Here is a 14,299-nt window from a genome sequence, read left to right on the forward strand (position 1 = left end):
GCTTGACAGGCCGCCCGCCCCCGCACGCCGGTGCGGACGGATACGCTGATGACCTGATCAACAGGTGTGCGCGACGCGGAAGTCGGGAAGGCCGCAGATGCGGATGCGGCAGCGATGGGGGCGGCAGTGACGGACGGATTCGACTTCAGCCCGGGAGCTCAGGTTCCGCTCGCGGGTGCGAGCGGCCAGACGGCGGCGACCTACGCGCTGGCCGCGGCGGCGTACCGGGACGACGAGGTCACCAAGATCCTGGCCGCCGACAACGAGTGGCACCAGTCGAAGGTGACCCCGCCGCGCTCCTGGGCGAAGATCTTCCGCCCCAGGCTCGGCGAGGCCTTCTCGCGCGCGGTGATCGACCGGATGCTGGGTGCCGGGCGCAATCCGGTCATCCAGTCCTTCGGCATCGAGCCCCAGGTCGTCGTGGAGCACTGCCTGGCGGCCCACCGCATCCGTCGCGACCGCGACAACTGGCTGTCGGCGATCACGGTGATCTGCGGGCTCCTGTTCCTGCCGGGCTTCCTCGTGTGGCTGCTGGTGTTCACCCTGCGCACCACCATGGCCAAGCGCGAGGACAAGCGGGCGGGCGCCCTGGCCACGACGCTGCTGGTCGCCGTGAGCGCGCTGGCCGTGCTGTTCCTGGTGCGCATGCCGTTCACGGGGTTCTGGGCCCTGTACGGGCGCGCGGCGGTGATCATGCCCGTCGTCGGCTGGTTCTGGGCCAAGTACATCTGCGAGCGGACCGCCCGTGACCTGCGGGAGCGCTGGTCGAGCCTGCTGTCGGGCGGTGGCGTCGGCGCCAAGATCCCCGAGGCCGTCCCCGGCAACCCCGGTGACGCGGCCGAGCAGGTCCGCAAGGAGCTGGCCCGCCTTGCCGCCGAGCAGCGTTCCAACTCGGTCTTCTACGCCGGCCCCAAGGGCATACTCGGCATGGGCACGCGGTGGGGCAGCTGGCAACTGGCCGAGGAACTGGTCTCCGCCGAACCGGGCAAGGAGTTCCACCCGTTCCGCAGCTGGGACGTCATCGTGGCGATCCAGGGCGGTCTCGGCATGCTGGAGCGTACGTCCATCAACACCGGCGGTTTCCCCAAGCCGTCCATCACGCACTGGGTGGTCACGCCGATCGGCGAGAAGGCGACGGAGGTGTCCCGGCCGAGCGGCACGGACGTCGACGCGTACACGGTCCGCACGCACGCCATACAGGACATCTGCAACAAGCAGCAGTTCGGCAGCGGCGACCGGCACTACCTGGGCGTGCAGTGGACCCTGTGGGACGGCCACCTGGTGATCACCATGCTGATCACGGTGACCGTGCTGCACGACACGCTGCGCATCGAGGTCACCGGGCACGCCCTGGGGCCGGTGAACTCCCTGTTCAACGAGAAGCCCGCCGCCAAGGAGAAGACCGTCCAGAAGTCGCTCCGGTTCTGGGAGACCCGCACGGTGAAGCTCCCGCTGATCGACGCCGACGAGGTCGTACGGCTGGCCGCGCGCGCCCCGCTGACCTGGTATCCGCCGGTGCTGAACTGGCTCGGCGGCAAGCTGACGCTGCCGGAGCCGTTCGGCCTGCGGCACGCGTGGGCCGACCAGCCGTGGCGGCACCGGTTCATGGCCGACGACGCGCTGCGGGCGGCCACGCCGGTGCTGCGGGTGGTGCACACGGCGGCGCTGAAGGTGCTGCGGGAGAACGGGGTGGACGTGGAGAAGTTCGGGTCCAGGTCGGCGGCGCTCAGCGGGGCGGTGCAGGAGGCTTCGCCGAAGAAGGCGGATGTGTACGACGCGTAGTCGATCGTCTGCGGGCCGGTGGGGGCCGGTGTTCCCGGGGGCTGCGCCCCCGGCCCCCTCCCATCGGCCTGAACGGCCTCGTCCTCGAACGCCGGACGGGCTGGGGGGTGCCACCCCCGCCGGAATCAAGCGGTCGGCCAGGCGTCCGCCAGCATCTTCCTCGTGTCGGCCAGGAGCTGTGGCAGCACCCGGGTGTGTCCCACCACCGGCATGAAGTTCGTGTCCCCGCCCCAGCGGGGCACGATGTGCTGGTGCAGGTGTGCCGCGATGCCCGCGCCGGCGACCGTGCCCTGGTTCATGCCGATGTTGAAACCGTGGGCGCCGGACGCCGTGCGCAGGGCCGTCATCGCCTGCTTGGTGAGTTCGCCGAGCTCGGCGGTCTCCCCCGCGGTGAGGTCGGTGTAGTCGGCGACGTGCCGGTAGGGCACGGTCATCAGGTGGCCGCCGTTGTACGGGTAGAGGTTGAGCACCGCGTAGACCTGCTCGCCGCGCCGGACGACGAGCCCGTCCTCGTCGGACTTGGCCGGGATCGAGCAGAAGGGGCAGCCGTCGCCGGCACCCGGGCCGGTGGGCTTGTTCTCGCCCTGGATGTAGGCCATCCGATGCGGCGTCCACAGACGCTGGAACGCGTCCTGCGTCCCCACTCCCAGCTGCTGCTCCGGCTCACTCGTCATGCAGTGCAGCATATGGCGTCGACCTGGGGGGACGGCAAAGGCCCCCGGGATCTCCCCGGGGGCCTTCGCACCGTGTGATCAGACCTGGTCGCGCTCCTCGACGACCTTCAGGATCTTCGCGATGGCCTCGTCGAAGGGGATGCCGTTCTCCTGCGAGCCGTCGCGGTAGCGGAAGGACACGGACTCGTGGGACATGTCCTCGTCGCCCGCGATGACCATGAAGGGCACCTTCTGCTTCTGGGCGTTGCGGATCTTCTTCTGCATGCGGTCGGAGGAGGAGTCGACCTCGACGCGCAGACCCTTCTTCCTGGCCGCAGCGGCGAACTTCTCCAGGTACTCCACGTGCGCGTCGCCGATCGGGATGCCGACGGCCTGGACCGGGGCCAGCCACGCCGGGAAGGCGCCCGCGTAGTGCTCCAGGAGGACCGCGAAGAAGCGCTCGATGGAGCCGAACAGCGCGCGGTGGATCATGACCGGGCGGGTCTTGGTGCCGTCCGCGGCGGTGTACTCCAGGTCGAAGCGCTCGGGCAGGTTGAAGTCGAGCTGGATGGTCGACATCTGCCAGGTGCGGCCGATGGCGTCCTTGGTCTGCACGGAGATCTTCGGGCCGTAGAAGGCGGCGCCGCCCGGGTCGGGGACGAGTGGCAGGCCCTGCTTCTCGGCGACCTGGCGCAGGGTCTCCGTCGCCTCTTCCCAGGCCTCGTCCGAGCCGACGAACTTCTCCGGGTCCTTGGTGGACAGCTCCAGGTAGAAGTCGGTCAGACCGTAGTCGCGCAGCAGGCCGAGGACGAAGGTGAGCGTCTTGTCGAGCTCCTCCGACATCTGCTCGCGGGTGCAGTAGATGTGCGCGTCGTCCTGGGTGAAGCCGCGGGCCCGGGTCAGGCCGTGCACGACACCCGACTTCTCGTACCGGTACACCGTCCCGAACTCGAAGAGACGCAGCGGCAGTTCACGGTAGGAACGCCCGCGCGCGTCGAAGATCAGGTTGTGCATCGGGCAGTTCATGGGCTTGAGGTAGTAGTCCACGCCCTCGTCGAGCTGCATGGGCGGGTACATGCCGTCGGCGTACCAGTCCAGGTGCCCGGACGTCTCGAAGAGCTTCCCCTTCGTCGCGTGCGGGGTGTAGACGAACTCGTAGCCCTCCTCCTCGTGGCGGCGGCGCGAGTAGTCCTCCATGACCCGGCGGATGATGCCGCCCTTGGGGTGGAAGACGGCGAGGCCGGAGCCGATCTGCTCCGGGATCGAGAACAGGTCGAGCTCGGAGCCCAGCTTGCGGTGGTCGCGCTTCTCCGCCTCGGCGAGGAACTCCAGGTGCGCCTTCAGCTCGTCCTTGGTGGGCCAGGCGGTGCCGTAGATGCGCTGGAGCATGGGGTTCTTCTCGCTGCCGCGCCAGTAGGCGGCCGCGTTGCGCATCAGCTTGAACGCCGGGATGTTGCGGGTCGACGGCAGGTGGGGACCGCGGCAGAGGTCCTTCCAGCACAGCTCGCCGGTCTTGGCGTCCAGGTTGTCGTAGATCGTCAGCTCGCCGGCGCCGACCTCGACGTCCGCGCCGTCGTCGTGCGAGGCGGAGCCCTTGAGGCCGATCAGCTCCAGCTTGTACGGCTCGTCGGCGAGCTCCTCGCGGGCGGCCTCGTCGGTGATCACGCGACGGGCGAACTTCTGCCCGCGCTTCTGGATCTCCTGCATCTTCTTCTCGATGGCCTTGAGATCCTCGGGCGTGAACGGCTTCTCGACGTCGAAGTCGTAGTAGAAGCCGTCCTTGACGGGCGGGCCGATGCCGAGCTTGGCCTCGGGGTGGAGCTCCTGCACGGCCTGGGCCATGACGTGCGCGGTGGAGTGGCGCAGGATGTTGAGGCCGTCCTCGGAGGAGATCTCGACGCCCTCGACCTCGTCGCCCTCGGACAGGGCGTACGACAGGTCCTTGAGCTCGCCGGCCACGCGCGCGGCGATGATCGAGCGCTCGCCGGCGAAGAGCTCGGCGGCCGTAGTGCCCGTCGTCACCACGCGTTCTTCCCGCTCGGAATCGCGCTGGATGATCACACGGACGTCTGACACCGGTCTCTCCTGACTGAAGGGGGCTGCGGCGCCATACCCGAGCGCGCGCACGAGTAAGGATCGTACCGACCCGGGACCGCCCGACGCGAAATCAGTCCCGGCAGCCCGCTCCGCGGGCCTCGGCGGTCTCCTGCCGCCGACCTGGGCAGCCCCCTTTCACAGGGCCTCGTCAGTCTCCTTCTCAGGGCCTCGTCAGTCCCCTTCGCAGACGCCCTCGAAGAAGTCGAGGTTCTCGTGGAGCTCCTTCATCAGGCGGTCCCGCTCGGCGTCGTCGACCTGGACGGGCACGACGCCGTGGGCACCGGTGAGGCGGCGGAACCCGCCCCGGCTCTCCAGCCGCCCCTGCACCCGGACCGGCAGCCCCACGAGATGGGCGTGCCCGGCGATCCGGTACGCGTCCTCGTCGAGGGTGATCCGGACGTTCGGGACGTCGGCCCCGGCCAGCACGCGCAGCCGTACGGTGCCGTCGCCGCGCGGCCCGGACCTGCGCAGCCGTACCACCGCTCCCGTGATCCGCACCGGCACGGCGGGTTCCTCACGCAGATAGCGGGCGCCCGCCTCGCGCAGCACGGCCAGGTCGCCGGGCGAGAACTCGACGGGCTCGGCGGCGGGCGCGCAGCCCTCGGGGACACCGGCTGCCGGGGCCCACTCGACGGCGATCCGGGCCCCCTCCGTGCCCTGGACGAGGGTCACCAGGGCCTCGGTGAGCTCGTGGCTCACCCCGGCCTCGACGGCGGTGTCGAAGCCGTCCATGCCACCGGTGGCCCGCTGGTAGTCGATCGCCTCCCGGGCGGCGAACAGCGCCTGGTGGAGGCGTACGGCCAGGGGACGGCCGCCGGTGACCGGCACGAACGCGGTGAGCCGGCCGTCGGTGGCGGAGCCGACGAGGACGTTCTCCAGGGCCGCGGCGGCGGAGCGGCGGTGACGGGCACCGTGGTAGCCGGCCCGGGCGCGGGTCGCGAGGGCCGCGGCGAGCAGCATCCGGCGGGCGGCGCCCCGCAGCCGGTCCTCGACGGTCCAGGACGCCGCGCCGGCGGGCCCGGCGGGGACGTCGTGCCACCAGCGGATCTCGTCGCTGGGCACGGCGAGGGAGACCAGGACCTCACGGGCGGAGGGCGAACCGCTGCGGGTCAGGGCGAGCAGGGCATCGCCGAGCAGCTCGTCGCTGTCGGGGAAGGCACGGCTCTCCGGCACCAGAAGGCTGGTGCCCCTGCCGCCGGGCCCCGGAGGGGTCCAGCGGCCGTATCGTCCGGGGGCGCCGCCGCGCCGTTGCCAGCCGTGCCGGCGCAGCAGGGCGCCCAGCACGGCCGGGTCGACATCGCCGGGCTCGGGCGGCTCGGGCGGTGTGCCGCTCCACGTGGTGTCGACGGGGTGCGGCCGGACCTGCCTGAGTGGCTCGTCGGTCGGGCGGTGCGTCACGGTTTCCCTCCCGTCCCGACCCGCGTCATGATCTCGCACAGGGCCCGGTCGTCGAAGATGCGTGAGGTCGGTATCCGCACGGTGGTGCGGCGGCGGCCGGTGATCGGCTGTCCGGCGAGGTTGGTCCAGTAGCAGCAGTGCCTCAGGTCCAGCCCGTCGTGGCCGGCGCGCAGCCAGTCGTCCCGGGAGCGCGGCACCAGCATCACCACGAGGATCTTGTGCACCGACACGGGTGTGCGGGCGAGCTTCGCCAGGTGGTCGTTGTCGAGGGTGAAGGAGAAGGTGCGGCCGGGTGGGTTGGGCGGCACCTGGTAGGTGGCCTTGAGCTGCACCTTGATGGTGACCTCGTCGTCGACCGTGTGCCCGGGGGCGCTGTGGCTGACGTGCCAGTCGATGCCGTTGTCGGGAAAGGGCTGGGACAGCGAACAACCGGCGGCTGCCGCGACGGCGTGCAGATAGCCGACCTGCAGTGTCTCCATGCAGGCGGTGGTGGCGAGAGTGCCGCGGGAGGGAGCCGTGCGCTCGGGCAGCAGCCCGCCCCGTTCGGGCTGCGCAATGGCCATGGCCAACAGCCTTCCAGAACAAGTGTTTCCCCGTTGCGGGCCGCTGAACTGCAACGACCCGTACTCCTGTTGTCTCCTTCCGGCGTACGGCGCAAACAGCCCGGGTATCACCGGATCGGGCAGCGGACGGTGCGTCAACTGCCGAAGGTGAACGAGGGGTTGTGTGGCTATGACGACGTGCTGGTACGAAGGGCCGCTGGCCGCCTTCGACACGGAGACGACAGGCGTGGACGTCGAGACCGACCGGATCGTGTCGGCCGCCGTCGTGGTCCAGGACGCGCCGGGCATCCGGCCGCGGGTGAGCCGCTGGCTCGTGAACCCGGGGGTTCCGGTGCCCGCAGAGGCGACGGCGGTGCACGGGCTGACGGAGGAACACCTGCAGCGCAGCGGCCGGTGGCCGGCGCCGGTCATGTACGAGATAGCCCAGGCACTCGCGGAGCAGGCGCACGCGGGGCGGCCGGTCGTGGTGATGAACGCGCCGTTCGACCTGACCCTGCTCGACCGGGAGTTGCGCCGCCACCGTGCCTCGGCGCTCGGCCGCTGGTTCGAGTCGGCGTCGCTGTCCGTGCTGGACCCGCGGGTTCTGGACAAGCACCTGGACCGCTACCGCAAGGGCCGCCGCACCTTGACGGACCTGTGCGCGCACTACGGCGTGGACCTGGAGGGCGCGCACGACGCGGCGGCCGACGCCGTGGCGGCGCTGGAGGTCACCCGGGCGGTGGGCCGCCGGTTCGCGTCCCGGCTGGAGCGTCTCGCCCCGGGTGAGCTGCACACCCTGCAGGCGGTGTGGCACGCGGCGCAGGCACGGGGCCTGCAGGCGTGGTTCGCGCGCAGCGGTGTGGACGAGACGGTCGACCCGGCGTGGCCGCTGCGTCCGGACCTGCCGGCGGCGGCCTGAGCCCTGGCGCGAGGTGCGCCAGGGCATGAAAAAAACCGGTCCGTCTGCGACGGACCGGCTGTTTCCGGTGGGCGATACTGGGTTCGAACCAGTGACCTCTTCGGTGTGAACGAAGCGCTCTCCCACTGAGCTAATCGCCCGGGAACGCACTGAACCATACAGGCCCGGGCACGCTTCCTTCAAACCGCTCGGAGGTGCCGGAGGAGTCCGCGCCGCCCGGAGCGCATCATCAGCGCGTGATTGGCGCGGAAGAGGGGACGTCCCGGTACGGCGAGGCGCCGCAGCAGCGGCTTGTGCACGCTGACGACCTGGTCGTACCGCGCGAGGCTGCCCGCCCCGAGCGGTGTCACGGTCCAGCGCGCCCAGCCCTCGATGTCCCCGGACAGGTCGGTCTCCAGCACGCCGGCCGCGGGGTCGTGCCGCACCTCTCTCGCCGTGAAGGTCATGTCGTACGGCAGGAGGGAGCGGATGCGGAGCACCCCGGTGGTGCCGTCGAGCCGGGTCACCTCCCGCACCTGGCGCCACCAGCGCGGGTAGTCCTCCGGGCGTTCCAGCACTCCGTACACGGTGGCGGGGGGTGCGGGCAGGGTCCACAGGCTGCGGAAGCGGTAGTGGTTCCAGTCCATTCCGGCAGTCTGCCCACTCACGGCGCGGACTGTCTGAGTACGCGCCTGAGTACCCGCACTCATGCCGTGCGAGGTGACGCGGACCACACTGCGGTGCATGACCCACCTTCCGCCCCCGGCCGAGGAGTTGCGGCTCCTCGATGCCGAACTCCGGCAACTGGACGCCCGGCGTTCCCAGTTGCTGGCCCGTCGCGCCTGGCTGGTCGCAGCCCTGCACCGGACGCGGCAGCCGTCGCCCGCCCAGGCGTCACCGCAGCCGCCGCACGCCGCACCCGCACCGCCCCGACCGGAGACCGCCGCGCCCGGTGTGCAGAACGTGCTGCTGGTCCTCGGCGGTGTCCTGCTGACGCTCGCAGCGGCCGTGTTCACCCTGGTCAGCTGGGGGCACATGGGGATCGCCGGGCGGGCCCTGGTGCTCGGCGCGGTCACGCTGGCCACGCTCGCCGCGCCCGTGGCCCTGCTGAAGCGGGGGCTGCGGTCGACGGCCGAGTCCGTGGCGGGCCTCGGGCTCGCCCTGACGGTCCTGGACGCCTACGCGCTGCACGCGGCGACCCTCGCCGGGACGGACGGGACCGCGTACGCGGCCGCCGCGACGGCGGTGCTCGCGGCGCTCTGGACGGCGTACGGCCTGCTGCCGGCCACGTCCGCGCTGCGTCTGCCCCTGCCCTGCGCGCTGGCGGCGGCCCAGGCCCCGCTGCTGCTGTGGGCCGTGGCCGCCGACGCGGGTCCCTACCCGGTCACGGCCGCGCTGCTGGTGACCGCCGGGCTCGACGCGGTGGCGGTGGCGCGGTGGACGGCCGGGGCGGTGCGGGTCACCGCCGTCGTCGCGCCTACGGCACAGGTGGCGGGGGCGTACTGGGGGCCGGCTGGCTGTCCCTGACGGCCGGCGGCCCGGGTGACGCCTCCCGCGCCGGGGCGCTGCTCCTGCTCGCGGCGGTGATCGCGGTGGGTTCGGCCCGGCGGGGTCCGGGTGTCGGGCACGCCCTCGGGCTCGCGGTCACGGCCGGGCTGCTCGTCGTGGGCGCCCTCGGCGGCGTGGTGCGTTCCGTGGTGCCGTCGGAGTGGGTGGTCCCGGCTCATCTCGCCGTCGGCATCGCCCTGCCGGCGGCGGTACGGACCGTGCGGCCGCCGGAGGCGCTGCGGCGGGGGTTCGCGTGGGCCTCCGGTGCCGTACAGGCACTGGCCGTGCTGACGACGCTGCCCGTGGTCGTGGTGGTGCTGCTGGGTCCGGCCGGCCGGCTGGCCCGGGTGTGGAGCGGTGCGCCGTCGGACGCCCGTGCGGCGGTGGCCGTCGACGTGCCCTGGCCGCCGCACGCGACGGTGGCTCCGGCGGTGCTGGTGGCCGTGGCGGCGGTGCTCGCCCTGGCGGTCCGTACGCAGGTGTGGCGCCCGCGGGCCCGGCTCGGCGCTCTCGGTCTGCTCTGGGCCACGGCGTTGATCCTCCCGGCGATCCTGGAGGTCCCGTACGCCGCCGGGTTGCTGGTCCTGGGCGTGCTGACGGCGGCGGCCCTGTACGCGTGCCGGATCACGGCGTCGGCCGCGCAGGTCACCGCACTCGTCCTCGCCCTGGTCACGGCCACCGGTCTCACCCTGGTCTCCCTCGCGTCCCAGTCCGCGACCCTCGTCGTGCTGGCCGTGCTGACAGCACTGTTCGCCGGGGCCTCCTGGCGGTCGGACGTCTCCCTTTTCACGGCTCCGGCCGCTCTCGTGACCGCTGCCGCGCTGGCTTCGGCGTCGGGTGCCGCGGCGGACTGGCCCGCTTCCCGAACCGCCCTGCTGGTGATGGCGGTCACGGCTGCCGCCGCACTGCTGGCTGCGCGTCCCGGTACGTCCCGGGCGACGGTGCCGGTCGAGGCCGTGGGAGCCGCCGCCGGGCTGTTCGCCATGACTCTGGCCGTCACCGACCCGCCGATGCTCGCGCTGGTGCTGGCCCTGTGCGGGGTGATCGCCGCGGGTACGGCCCTGCGCGCCGAGCGGCGTCCCGTCGGCTACGCGGCCACGGCCCTGTTCGTGCTGGCGGCCTGGGTCCGCCTGGCCGCCTGGGACGTCGGCACGCCCGAGGCCTACACCCTCCCGGTGACCGTCCCGGCGCTGCTGGTCGGAGCACTGCGCCGGCGCCGCGACCCGCAGGCCTCCTCCTGGGCGGCGTACGGCCCCGGGCTCGCCGCGACCTTCCTGCCGAGCCTGGTCGCGGCCTGGGCCGACCCGATGTGGACCCGGCCGCTGCTGCTGGGCGCCGCGGCGCTGCTGGTCACTCTGCTGGGCGCCCGGTACCGGCTGCGGGCACCGCTGGTGCTCGGCGGCTGGGTGCTGGCGCTGGTGACCCTGCACGAACTCGCTCCGTACGTCGTCCAGGTGACGGGGGCCCTCCCCCGCTGGGCGCCTCCCGCCCTGGCCGGCCTCCTGCTGCTGGCGCTCGGGGCGACGTACGAGCAGCGGATCCGGGACGTCCGGCGGATGCGGGACGTCCTGGGGAGGATGCACTAGGGGGTGTTTTGACAGTCCAGTGCGGTGCCCGCGGTGTCCGGTGCGTGCCCTCGGCGTGCCGGCGAGGGTGCGTGCCGGGCGCCTCGGGTGCTGTGCGGGACTCAAAACACCCCTGGGCGTCGTGACGCCGCGGAGATCCGTCAGAAGCACAGGGGCGCACGGCTCTCCGAGGCGCGCGCCGTCGGCGCCTCCGTGTGCCTCGAAGGCCCCTCGACGGCGGGCCGGGCCCGTGATGTCATACGTGGTCTCCGAACGGCCGCCCCGCAGCGGCACGGTCGGGTCGGGACGGGGAGGCACCGTGACGGGCCTGAGGGAATCGCCGGGCCGCGGCCCGGGCGCCGAGGACGGAGGGACGCTGGAGCGTCTGCTCTCGGTGGTGGGGGCGGGAGCCGTGGAGTTGCACACGGCCCCGGAGGGACTGCGCACGAGGGTCACCGGTGTCCATGTGCTGGACGCCCTGGAACCGGCGATCCGGGCCCGGGAGTTACTGCTCGCGGTGGGAGTGGACCCGCGTTCCGCGCACGCGGTCGACGTGGTGCGCCGGGCCGGTGAGGCCGGTGCGGCGGGCGTGGTGTTCGGCCCGGGCCGGCCGGAGGCCGCCGCGCGGGCGTTGCAGACGGCCGCGGAGGAGAGCGGCACGGCGGTGCTCTTCCGCACCGCCTGGTGCACGTGGGCGCAGCTGGTGGGGGTGCTGAGGGCGGGGCTGGCCGCAGCGGGCGCGCCCGCGGTGCCCACGGCCGGCGAGGTGCGCCTGGGCGATCTGGACTCGCTGGCCGACGCCGTGGCCACCCTGGTGGGAGGCTCGGTGACGATCGAGGACACGGAGTCACGGGTGCTGGCCTACTCCTCCACGGAGGAGAACGTGGACGAGATGCGCCGGCTGACCATCCTCGGCCGTCGCGTGCCGCCCTGGCGGGTGGCGGCCATGCGGGAGGCGGGGTTCTTCCAGGCGCTGTGGGGTGCGGACGACGTGCTGCACCGGCCCGCCCGTGGACAGGATCCGGAGCGTCTGGTCGGTGCCGTGCGGGCGGGCGGCGAGGCGCTCGGGTCCATCTGGGTGGCGGCGGTGGCCGGCCGTCCCCTGTCGCCGAACGCCGCGGAGACGCTGCGCGCGGCGGTCCGGGCCGCCGCCGCCCATCTGCTGCACCATCGCACCCACAGCTCCGACGGCCGGCTGGTGGAGGACGCGGCCCGGGCGCTGCTGGAGGACCGCGGATCGGTCGAGGTGCTCGCGGAGCGGGCCTGGTTGCCGCCCCGGGAGCCCTGTGCGGTCCTGGCGGTGGGGACCGGAACCGGCCGCCCCGCGGACGACGGCCCGGCCGGGCTCCACGGTCTGCTGACCCTGCACTGTGCCGCCCTCGGCCACCGGGTCGTGGTGGTTCCGGCGGGCGGCAGGACCCTGGTGCTGCTGACCGGGCTGGAACGCGATCCGCAGCGGGCCGACGCCCAGGTGAGACGGCTCGGGAACGCCCTGGCGGAGCAGTTGTCGGCGACGATCGGCACGGCGGTGAAGGCGGGGCTCGGTGACGTGGTCCCCGGCCTGGCACGGGCGCCCGAGTCCCGCAGGTCGGCCGAGCAGGCCCTCCAGGCGCTCATCGCGTCGGGCGGGCCGCACACCGTGGCGCGGAGCGAGGACGTCGCGGACACCGTGGGCATTCTGCAAGTCGTCGACGTCCTGCGTGAGTTGGCTTTGCCCGCGCGGACGTCCGTGGCCCGGCTGAGGGAGTTCGACGCCGATCACGGCGGCAGTTGCCTGGTGGAGACCCTGCGCGCCTACCTCGACCACTTCGGTGACGTGTCCGCCGCTTCGCGCGCCCTGGGCGTGCATTCCAACAGCCTGCGCTACCGGTTGCGCCGCATCACGCAGGTGTCCGGGCTGGACCTGGCCGACCCGGACGCCCGGCTGCTGGCCCAGGTGCAGTTGCGTCTGGGCGACGAGGCCGGCGGCACCCGCCTCTGACGCCCTGCCCGACGCCCCACGCACCTGACCGTCCCGCACCGGGGCGCGATCACGTAGGCGGTCCTCGTTCGGCGGTGGCCACCATCCAGGAGCTCTCCTGTTGTCGTATCGGACAACACCTGTGCCCGGAAGCCGAGTTGTTGCCGCCAGTCGTCGTCCGTGCGACCCGCGCCTTTGACGATCCGACGAAGACGCCGACCGGGGACGGGCAGCAGCCTGGTGGTCTGCCCCGGGGCCGTCCCGGGCGCCGCGCCTACGACACGGAAGGGCACACCATGACCGGACTGACCGCCGCCGCAGAGCGACGCGAACGGATCCTCCAGGAGGCGGTACGGCAGGGACTGCTGAATGCCGAGCGGTCCCCGCTGGCCGCCTTCGTCGACCTGGACGGCGTCGCCGCGACCGTCGGGTCCCTGCACCGTGCCTTCCCCTCCTCCCCCGGCGTCCTGCACGCGTTCGCGGCCAAGGCGAACTGTCTGGTGCCGGTTCTGGCGGAGCTGTGCCGGCTCGGCATGGGCTGCGAGGTGGCCACCGCGGGTGAGCTGGCCCGCGCACTGGCCGCCGGATTCACGCCGGAGCGGATCGTCTTCGACTCGCCGGCCAAGACGGAGGCAGAACTGCGCTACGCCCTCGACCTGGGGGTGAACATCAACGTGGACAACTACCAGGAACTGGCGAGGATCGACCGGGCGCTCGGCGGCCGCGTCCCGGTCTCGCGGATCGGGGTGCGCGTCAACTCCCAGCTCGGCGGCGGCAGCATCGCCGCGATGAGCACGGCGACGAGCACCTCGAAGTTCGGCGTGCCCCTGGCGGACCCGGGAAGCCGGCAGCGGTTGCTGCGCGCCTACCACGACCACCCGTGGCTGACCTGGGTGCACACGCACGCCGGTTCGCAGGGCTGCCCGCTCGACCTCATGGCCGGCGGGGTCGGGCAGGCCGTGGCGTTCGCCGAGGAGGTCAACGCCACGCTCGGACGCCAGGTCGTCGGCGTCGACATCGGCGGCGGACTCCCCGTCAACTTCGCCGACGACGAAACCACGCCCACCTTCGACACGTACGCCCGGCAGCTACGCGCCCAGGCGCCCGCCCTGTTCTCCGGCGACTACGAGATCGTCACCGAGTTCGGGCGGTCCGTCCTCGCCAAGAACGGGTTCACCGCCGCGTACGTCGAGTACACCAAGAGCATGGGCGGCCGGCCGATCGCGGTCACCCACGCCGGTGTGCAGGTGGCCACCCGGACGGTGTTCAACCCCGACGCCTGGCCGCTGCGGATCGAGACGCACGACGCGAGCGGCAGGGCCAAGCGGGGCGGACCGGTCCGCCAGGACATCGCGGGGCCCGCCTGCTTCGCCGGGGACCTGCTGGCACGCGACCGCGCCCTGCCCCTTCTGGAACCCGGTGACATCGTCGCCGTCCCGGACACCGGCGCCTACTACTTCTCGACGCCGTTCCACTACAACAGCCTGCCCGAACCCGCCGTGCACGGGGTCCGGACGGACGGTGACGGCGGAGGTGTCCGCTTCGAACTCCTGCGTCCGGCGCAGGACCCGTGGGACGTGCCCGTGCTCCAGCCCGCTGTCGCGATGAAATAGGGAGCGCTCCGGTGGCACAGGCCAACCGTCGGCGCACCGGCCGGGACGGGCCGCTCCTCACCCAGCGCGCCGCCATCGTCTTCCTGCTCGCGGCCCTGGTCGGCATCGGTGCCACCGTCCTGTCGGCCCTGGCCGGCAACACATGGCCCGTCGCGGTGAGCGTCGGCGGCGGGGTGACGGCGCCCGCCGTGCTGTTCTTCCACCAGATCATCGACTAGTCGGGCGGGTTCCGGAGGGCGACGC

General features: G+C 72.7%; 10 protein-coding genes, 1 tRNA gene and 1 pseudogene. 6 read left to right on the forward strand and 6 right to left on the reverse strand.

The window, feature by feature from the left end; all coding sequences use genetic code 11:
* The first annotated feature begins 114 nt into the window (after window positions 1-114).
* Window positions 115-1,782 carry a hypothetical protein gene (locus ACFCXS_RS22095; protein ID WP_376645060.1) on the forward strand — a complete coding sequence of 556 codons (1,668 nt, stop codon included), beginning with the start codon at window positions 115-117 and terminating at the stop codon, window positions 1,780-1,782.
* Between the two features lie 125 nt (window positions 1,783-1,907).
* Here ACFCXS_RS22095 and ACFCXS_RS22100 read toward each other — a convergent pair whose 3' ends face one another.
* The 4 genes from ACFCXS_RS22100 to ACFCXS_RS22115 all read right to left on the reverse strand — a co-directional run bounded on the left by ACFCXS_RS22100 (window position 1,908) and on the right by ACFCXS_RS22115 (window position 6,493).
* The gene (locus tag ACFCXS_RS22100) at window positions 1,908-2,468 is read right to left on the reverse strand and encodes an HIT domain-containing protein (protein WP_376645061.1); all 561 of its coding nucleotides are present in this window, start codon (window positions 2,466-2,468) and stop codon (window positions 1,908-1,910) included.
* Window positions 2,469-2,534: 66 nt separating this feature from the next.
* Window positions 2,535-4,511: a threonine--tRNA ligase gene (gene thrS, locus ACFCXS_RS22105; protein ID WP_376645062.1), complete on the reverse strand. Its 1,977-nt coding sequence runs from the start codon at window positions 4,509-4,511 to the stop codon at window positions 2,535-2,537.
* A gap of 192 nt (window positions 4,512-4,703) precedes the next feature.
* On the reverse strand, window positions 4,704-5,930 hold the full coding sequence (locus ACFCXS_RS22110) for a hypothetical protein (protein ID WP_376645063.1): 1,227 nt from the start codon (window positions 5,928-5,930) through the stop codon (window positions 4,704-4,706).
* Window positions 5,927-6,493, reverse strand: coding sequence for a DUF4365 domain-containing protein (locus tag ACFCXS_RS22115; protein WP_376645064.1), 567 nt, complete (start codon window positions 6,491-6,493; stop codon window positions 5,927-5,929). Before ACFCXS_RS22115 ends, ACFCXS_RS22110 begins: the two co-directional genes overlap by 4 nt.
* A 169-nt stretch (window positions 6,494-6,662) precedes the next feature.
* Here ACFCXS_RS22115 and ACFCXS_RS22120 point away from each other — a divergent pair, with 169 nt between their 5' ends.
* Window positions 6,663-7,391 (forward strand): 3'-5' exonuclease, encoded by a 729-nt coding sequence (locus ACFCXS_RS22120; protein ID WP_376645283.1) that lies wholly within the window; start codon window positions 6,663-6,665, stop codon window positions 7,389-7,391.
* Window positions 7,392-7,459: 68 nt separating this feature from the next.
* Here ACFCXS_RS22120 and ACFCXS_RS22125 read toward each other — a convergent pair.
* Together ACFCXS_RS22125 and ACFCXS_RS22130 are read right to left on the reverse strand one after the other, a co-directional pair.
* Window positions 7,460-7,531 (reverse strand) — tRNA-Val (locus ACFCXS_RS22125).
* Window positions 7,532-7,570: 39 nt separating this feature from the next.
* The gene (locus tag ACFCXS_RS22130) at window positions 7,571-8,017 is read right to left on the reverse strand and encodes an SRPBCC family protein (RefSeq protein WP_376645284.1); all 447 of its coding nucleotides are present in this window, start codon (window positions 8,015-8,017) and stop codon (window positions 7,571-7,573) included.
* 61 nt (window positions 8,018-8,078) lie between these two features.
* Here ACFCXS_RS22130 and ACFCXS_RS22135 point away from each other — a divergent pair.
* The 4 genes and pseudogenes from ACFCXS_RS22135 to ACFCXS_RS22150 all read left to right on the forward strand — a co-directional run bounded on the left by ACFCXS_RS22135 (window position 8,079) and on the right by ACFCXS_RS22150 (window position 14,274).
* Window positions 8,079-10,504: pseudogene (locus ACFCXS_RS22135) on the forward strand (SCO7613 C-terminal domain-containing membrane protein).
* Between the two features lie 298 nt (window positions 10,505-10,802).
* Window positions 10,803-12,464 carry a helix-turn-helix domain-containing protein gene (locus ACFCXS_RS22140; protein ID WP_376645065.1) on the forward strand — a complete coding sequence of 554 codons (1,662 nt, stop codon included), beginning with the start codon at window positions 10,803-10,805 and terminating at the stop codon, window positions 12,462-12,464.
* A gap of 275 nt (window positions 12,465-12,739) precedes the next feature.
* On the forward strand, window positions 12,740-14,056 hold the full coding sequence (locus tag ACFCXS_RS22145) for a diaminopimelate decarboxylase (RefSeq protein WP_376645066.1): 1,317 nt from the start codon (window positions 12,740-12,742) through the stop codon (window positions 14,054-14,056).
* An 11-nt stretch (window positions 14,057-14,067) separates the two neighbouring features.
* On the forward strand, window positions 14,068-14,274 hold the full coding sequence (locus ACFCXS_RS22150) for a hypothetical protein (protein WP_053668272.1): 207 nt from the start codon (window positions 14,068-14,070) through the stop codon (window positions 14,272-14,274).
* Window positions 14,275-14,299 lie beyond the last annotated feature (25 nt).

The organism is Streptomyces sp. NPDC056373, assembly GCF_042262425.1.
In the GTDB taxonomy this organism is placed as follows: domain Bacteria; phylum Actinomycetota; class Actinomycetes; order Streptomycetales; family Streptomycetaceae; genus Streptomyces.

Coding starts and splice junctions, on each gene's coding strand:
- ACFCXS_RS22095 (WP_376645060.1), top strand. CDS start 115: ATGGGGGCGGCAGTGACGGACGGATTCGACTTCAGCCCGGGAGCTCAG.
- ACFCXS_RS22100 (WP_376645061.1), bottom strand. CDS start 2,468: ATGCTGCACTGCATGACGAGTGAGCCGGAGCAGCAGCTGGGAGTGGGG.
- ACFCXS_RS22115 (WP_376645064.1), bottom strand. CDS start 6,493: ATGGCCATTGCGCAGCCCGAACGGGGCGGGCTGCTGCCCGAGCGCACG.
- ACFCXS_RS22120 (WP_376645283.1), top strand. CDS start 6,663: ATGACGACGTGCTGGTACGAAGGGCCGCTGGCCGCCTTCGACACGGAG.
- ACFCXS_RS22130 (WP_376645284.1), bottom strand. CDS start 8,017: ATGGACTGGAACCACTACCGCTTCCGCAGCCTGTGGACCCTGCCCGCA.
- ACFCXS_RS22145 (WP_376645066.1), top strand. CDS start 12,740: ATGACCGGACTGACCGCCGCCGCAGAGCGACGCGAACGGATCCTCCAG.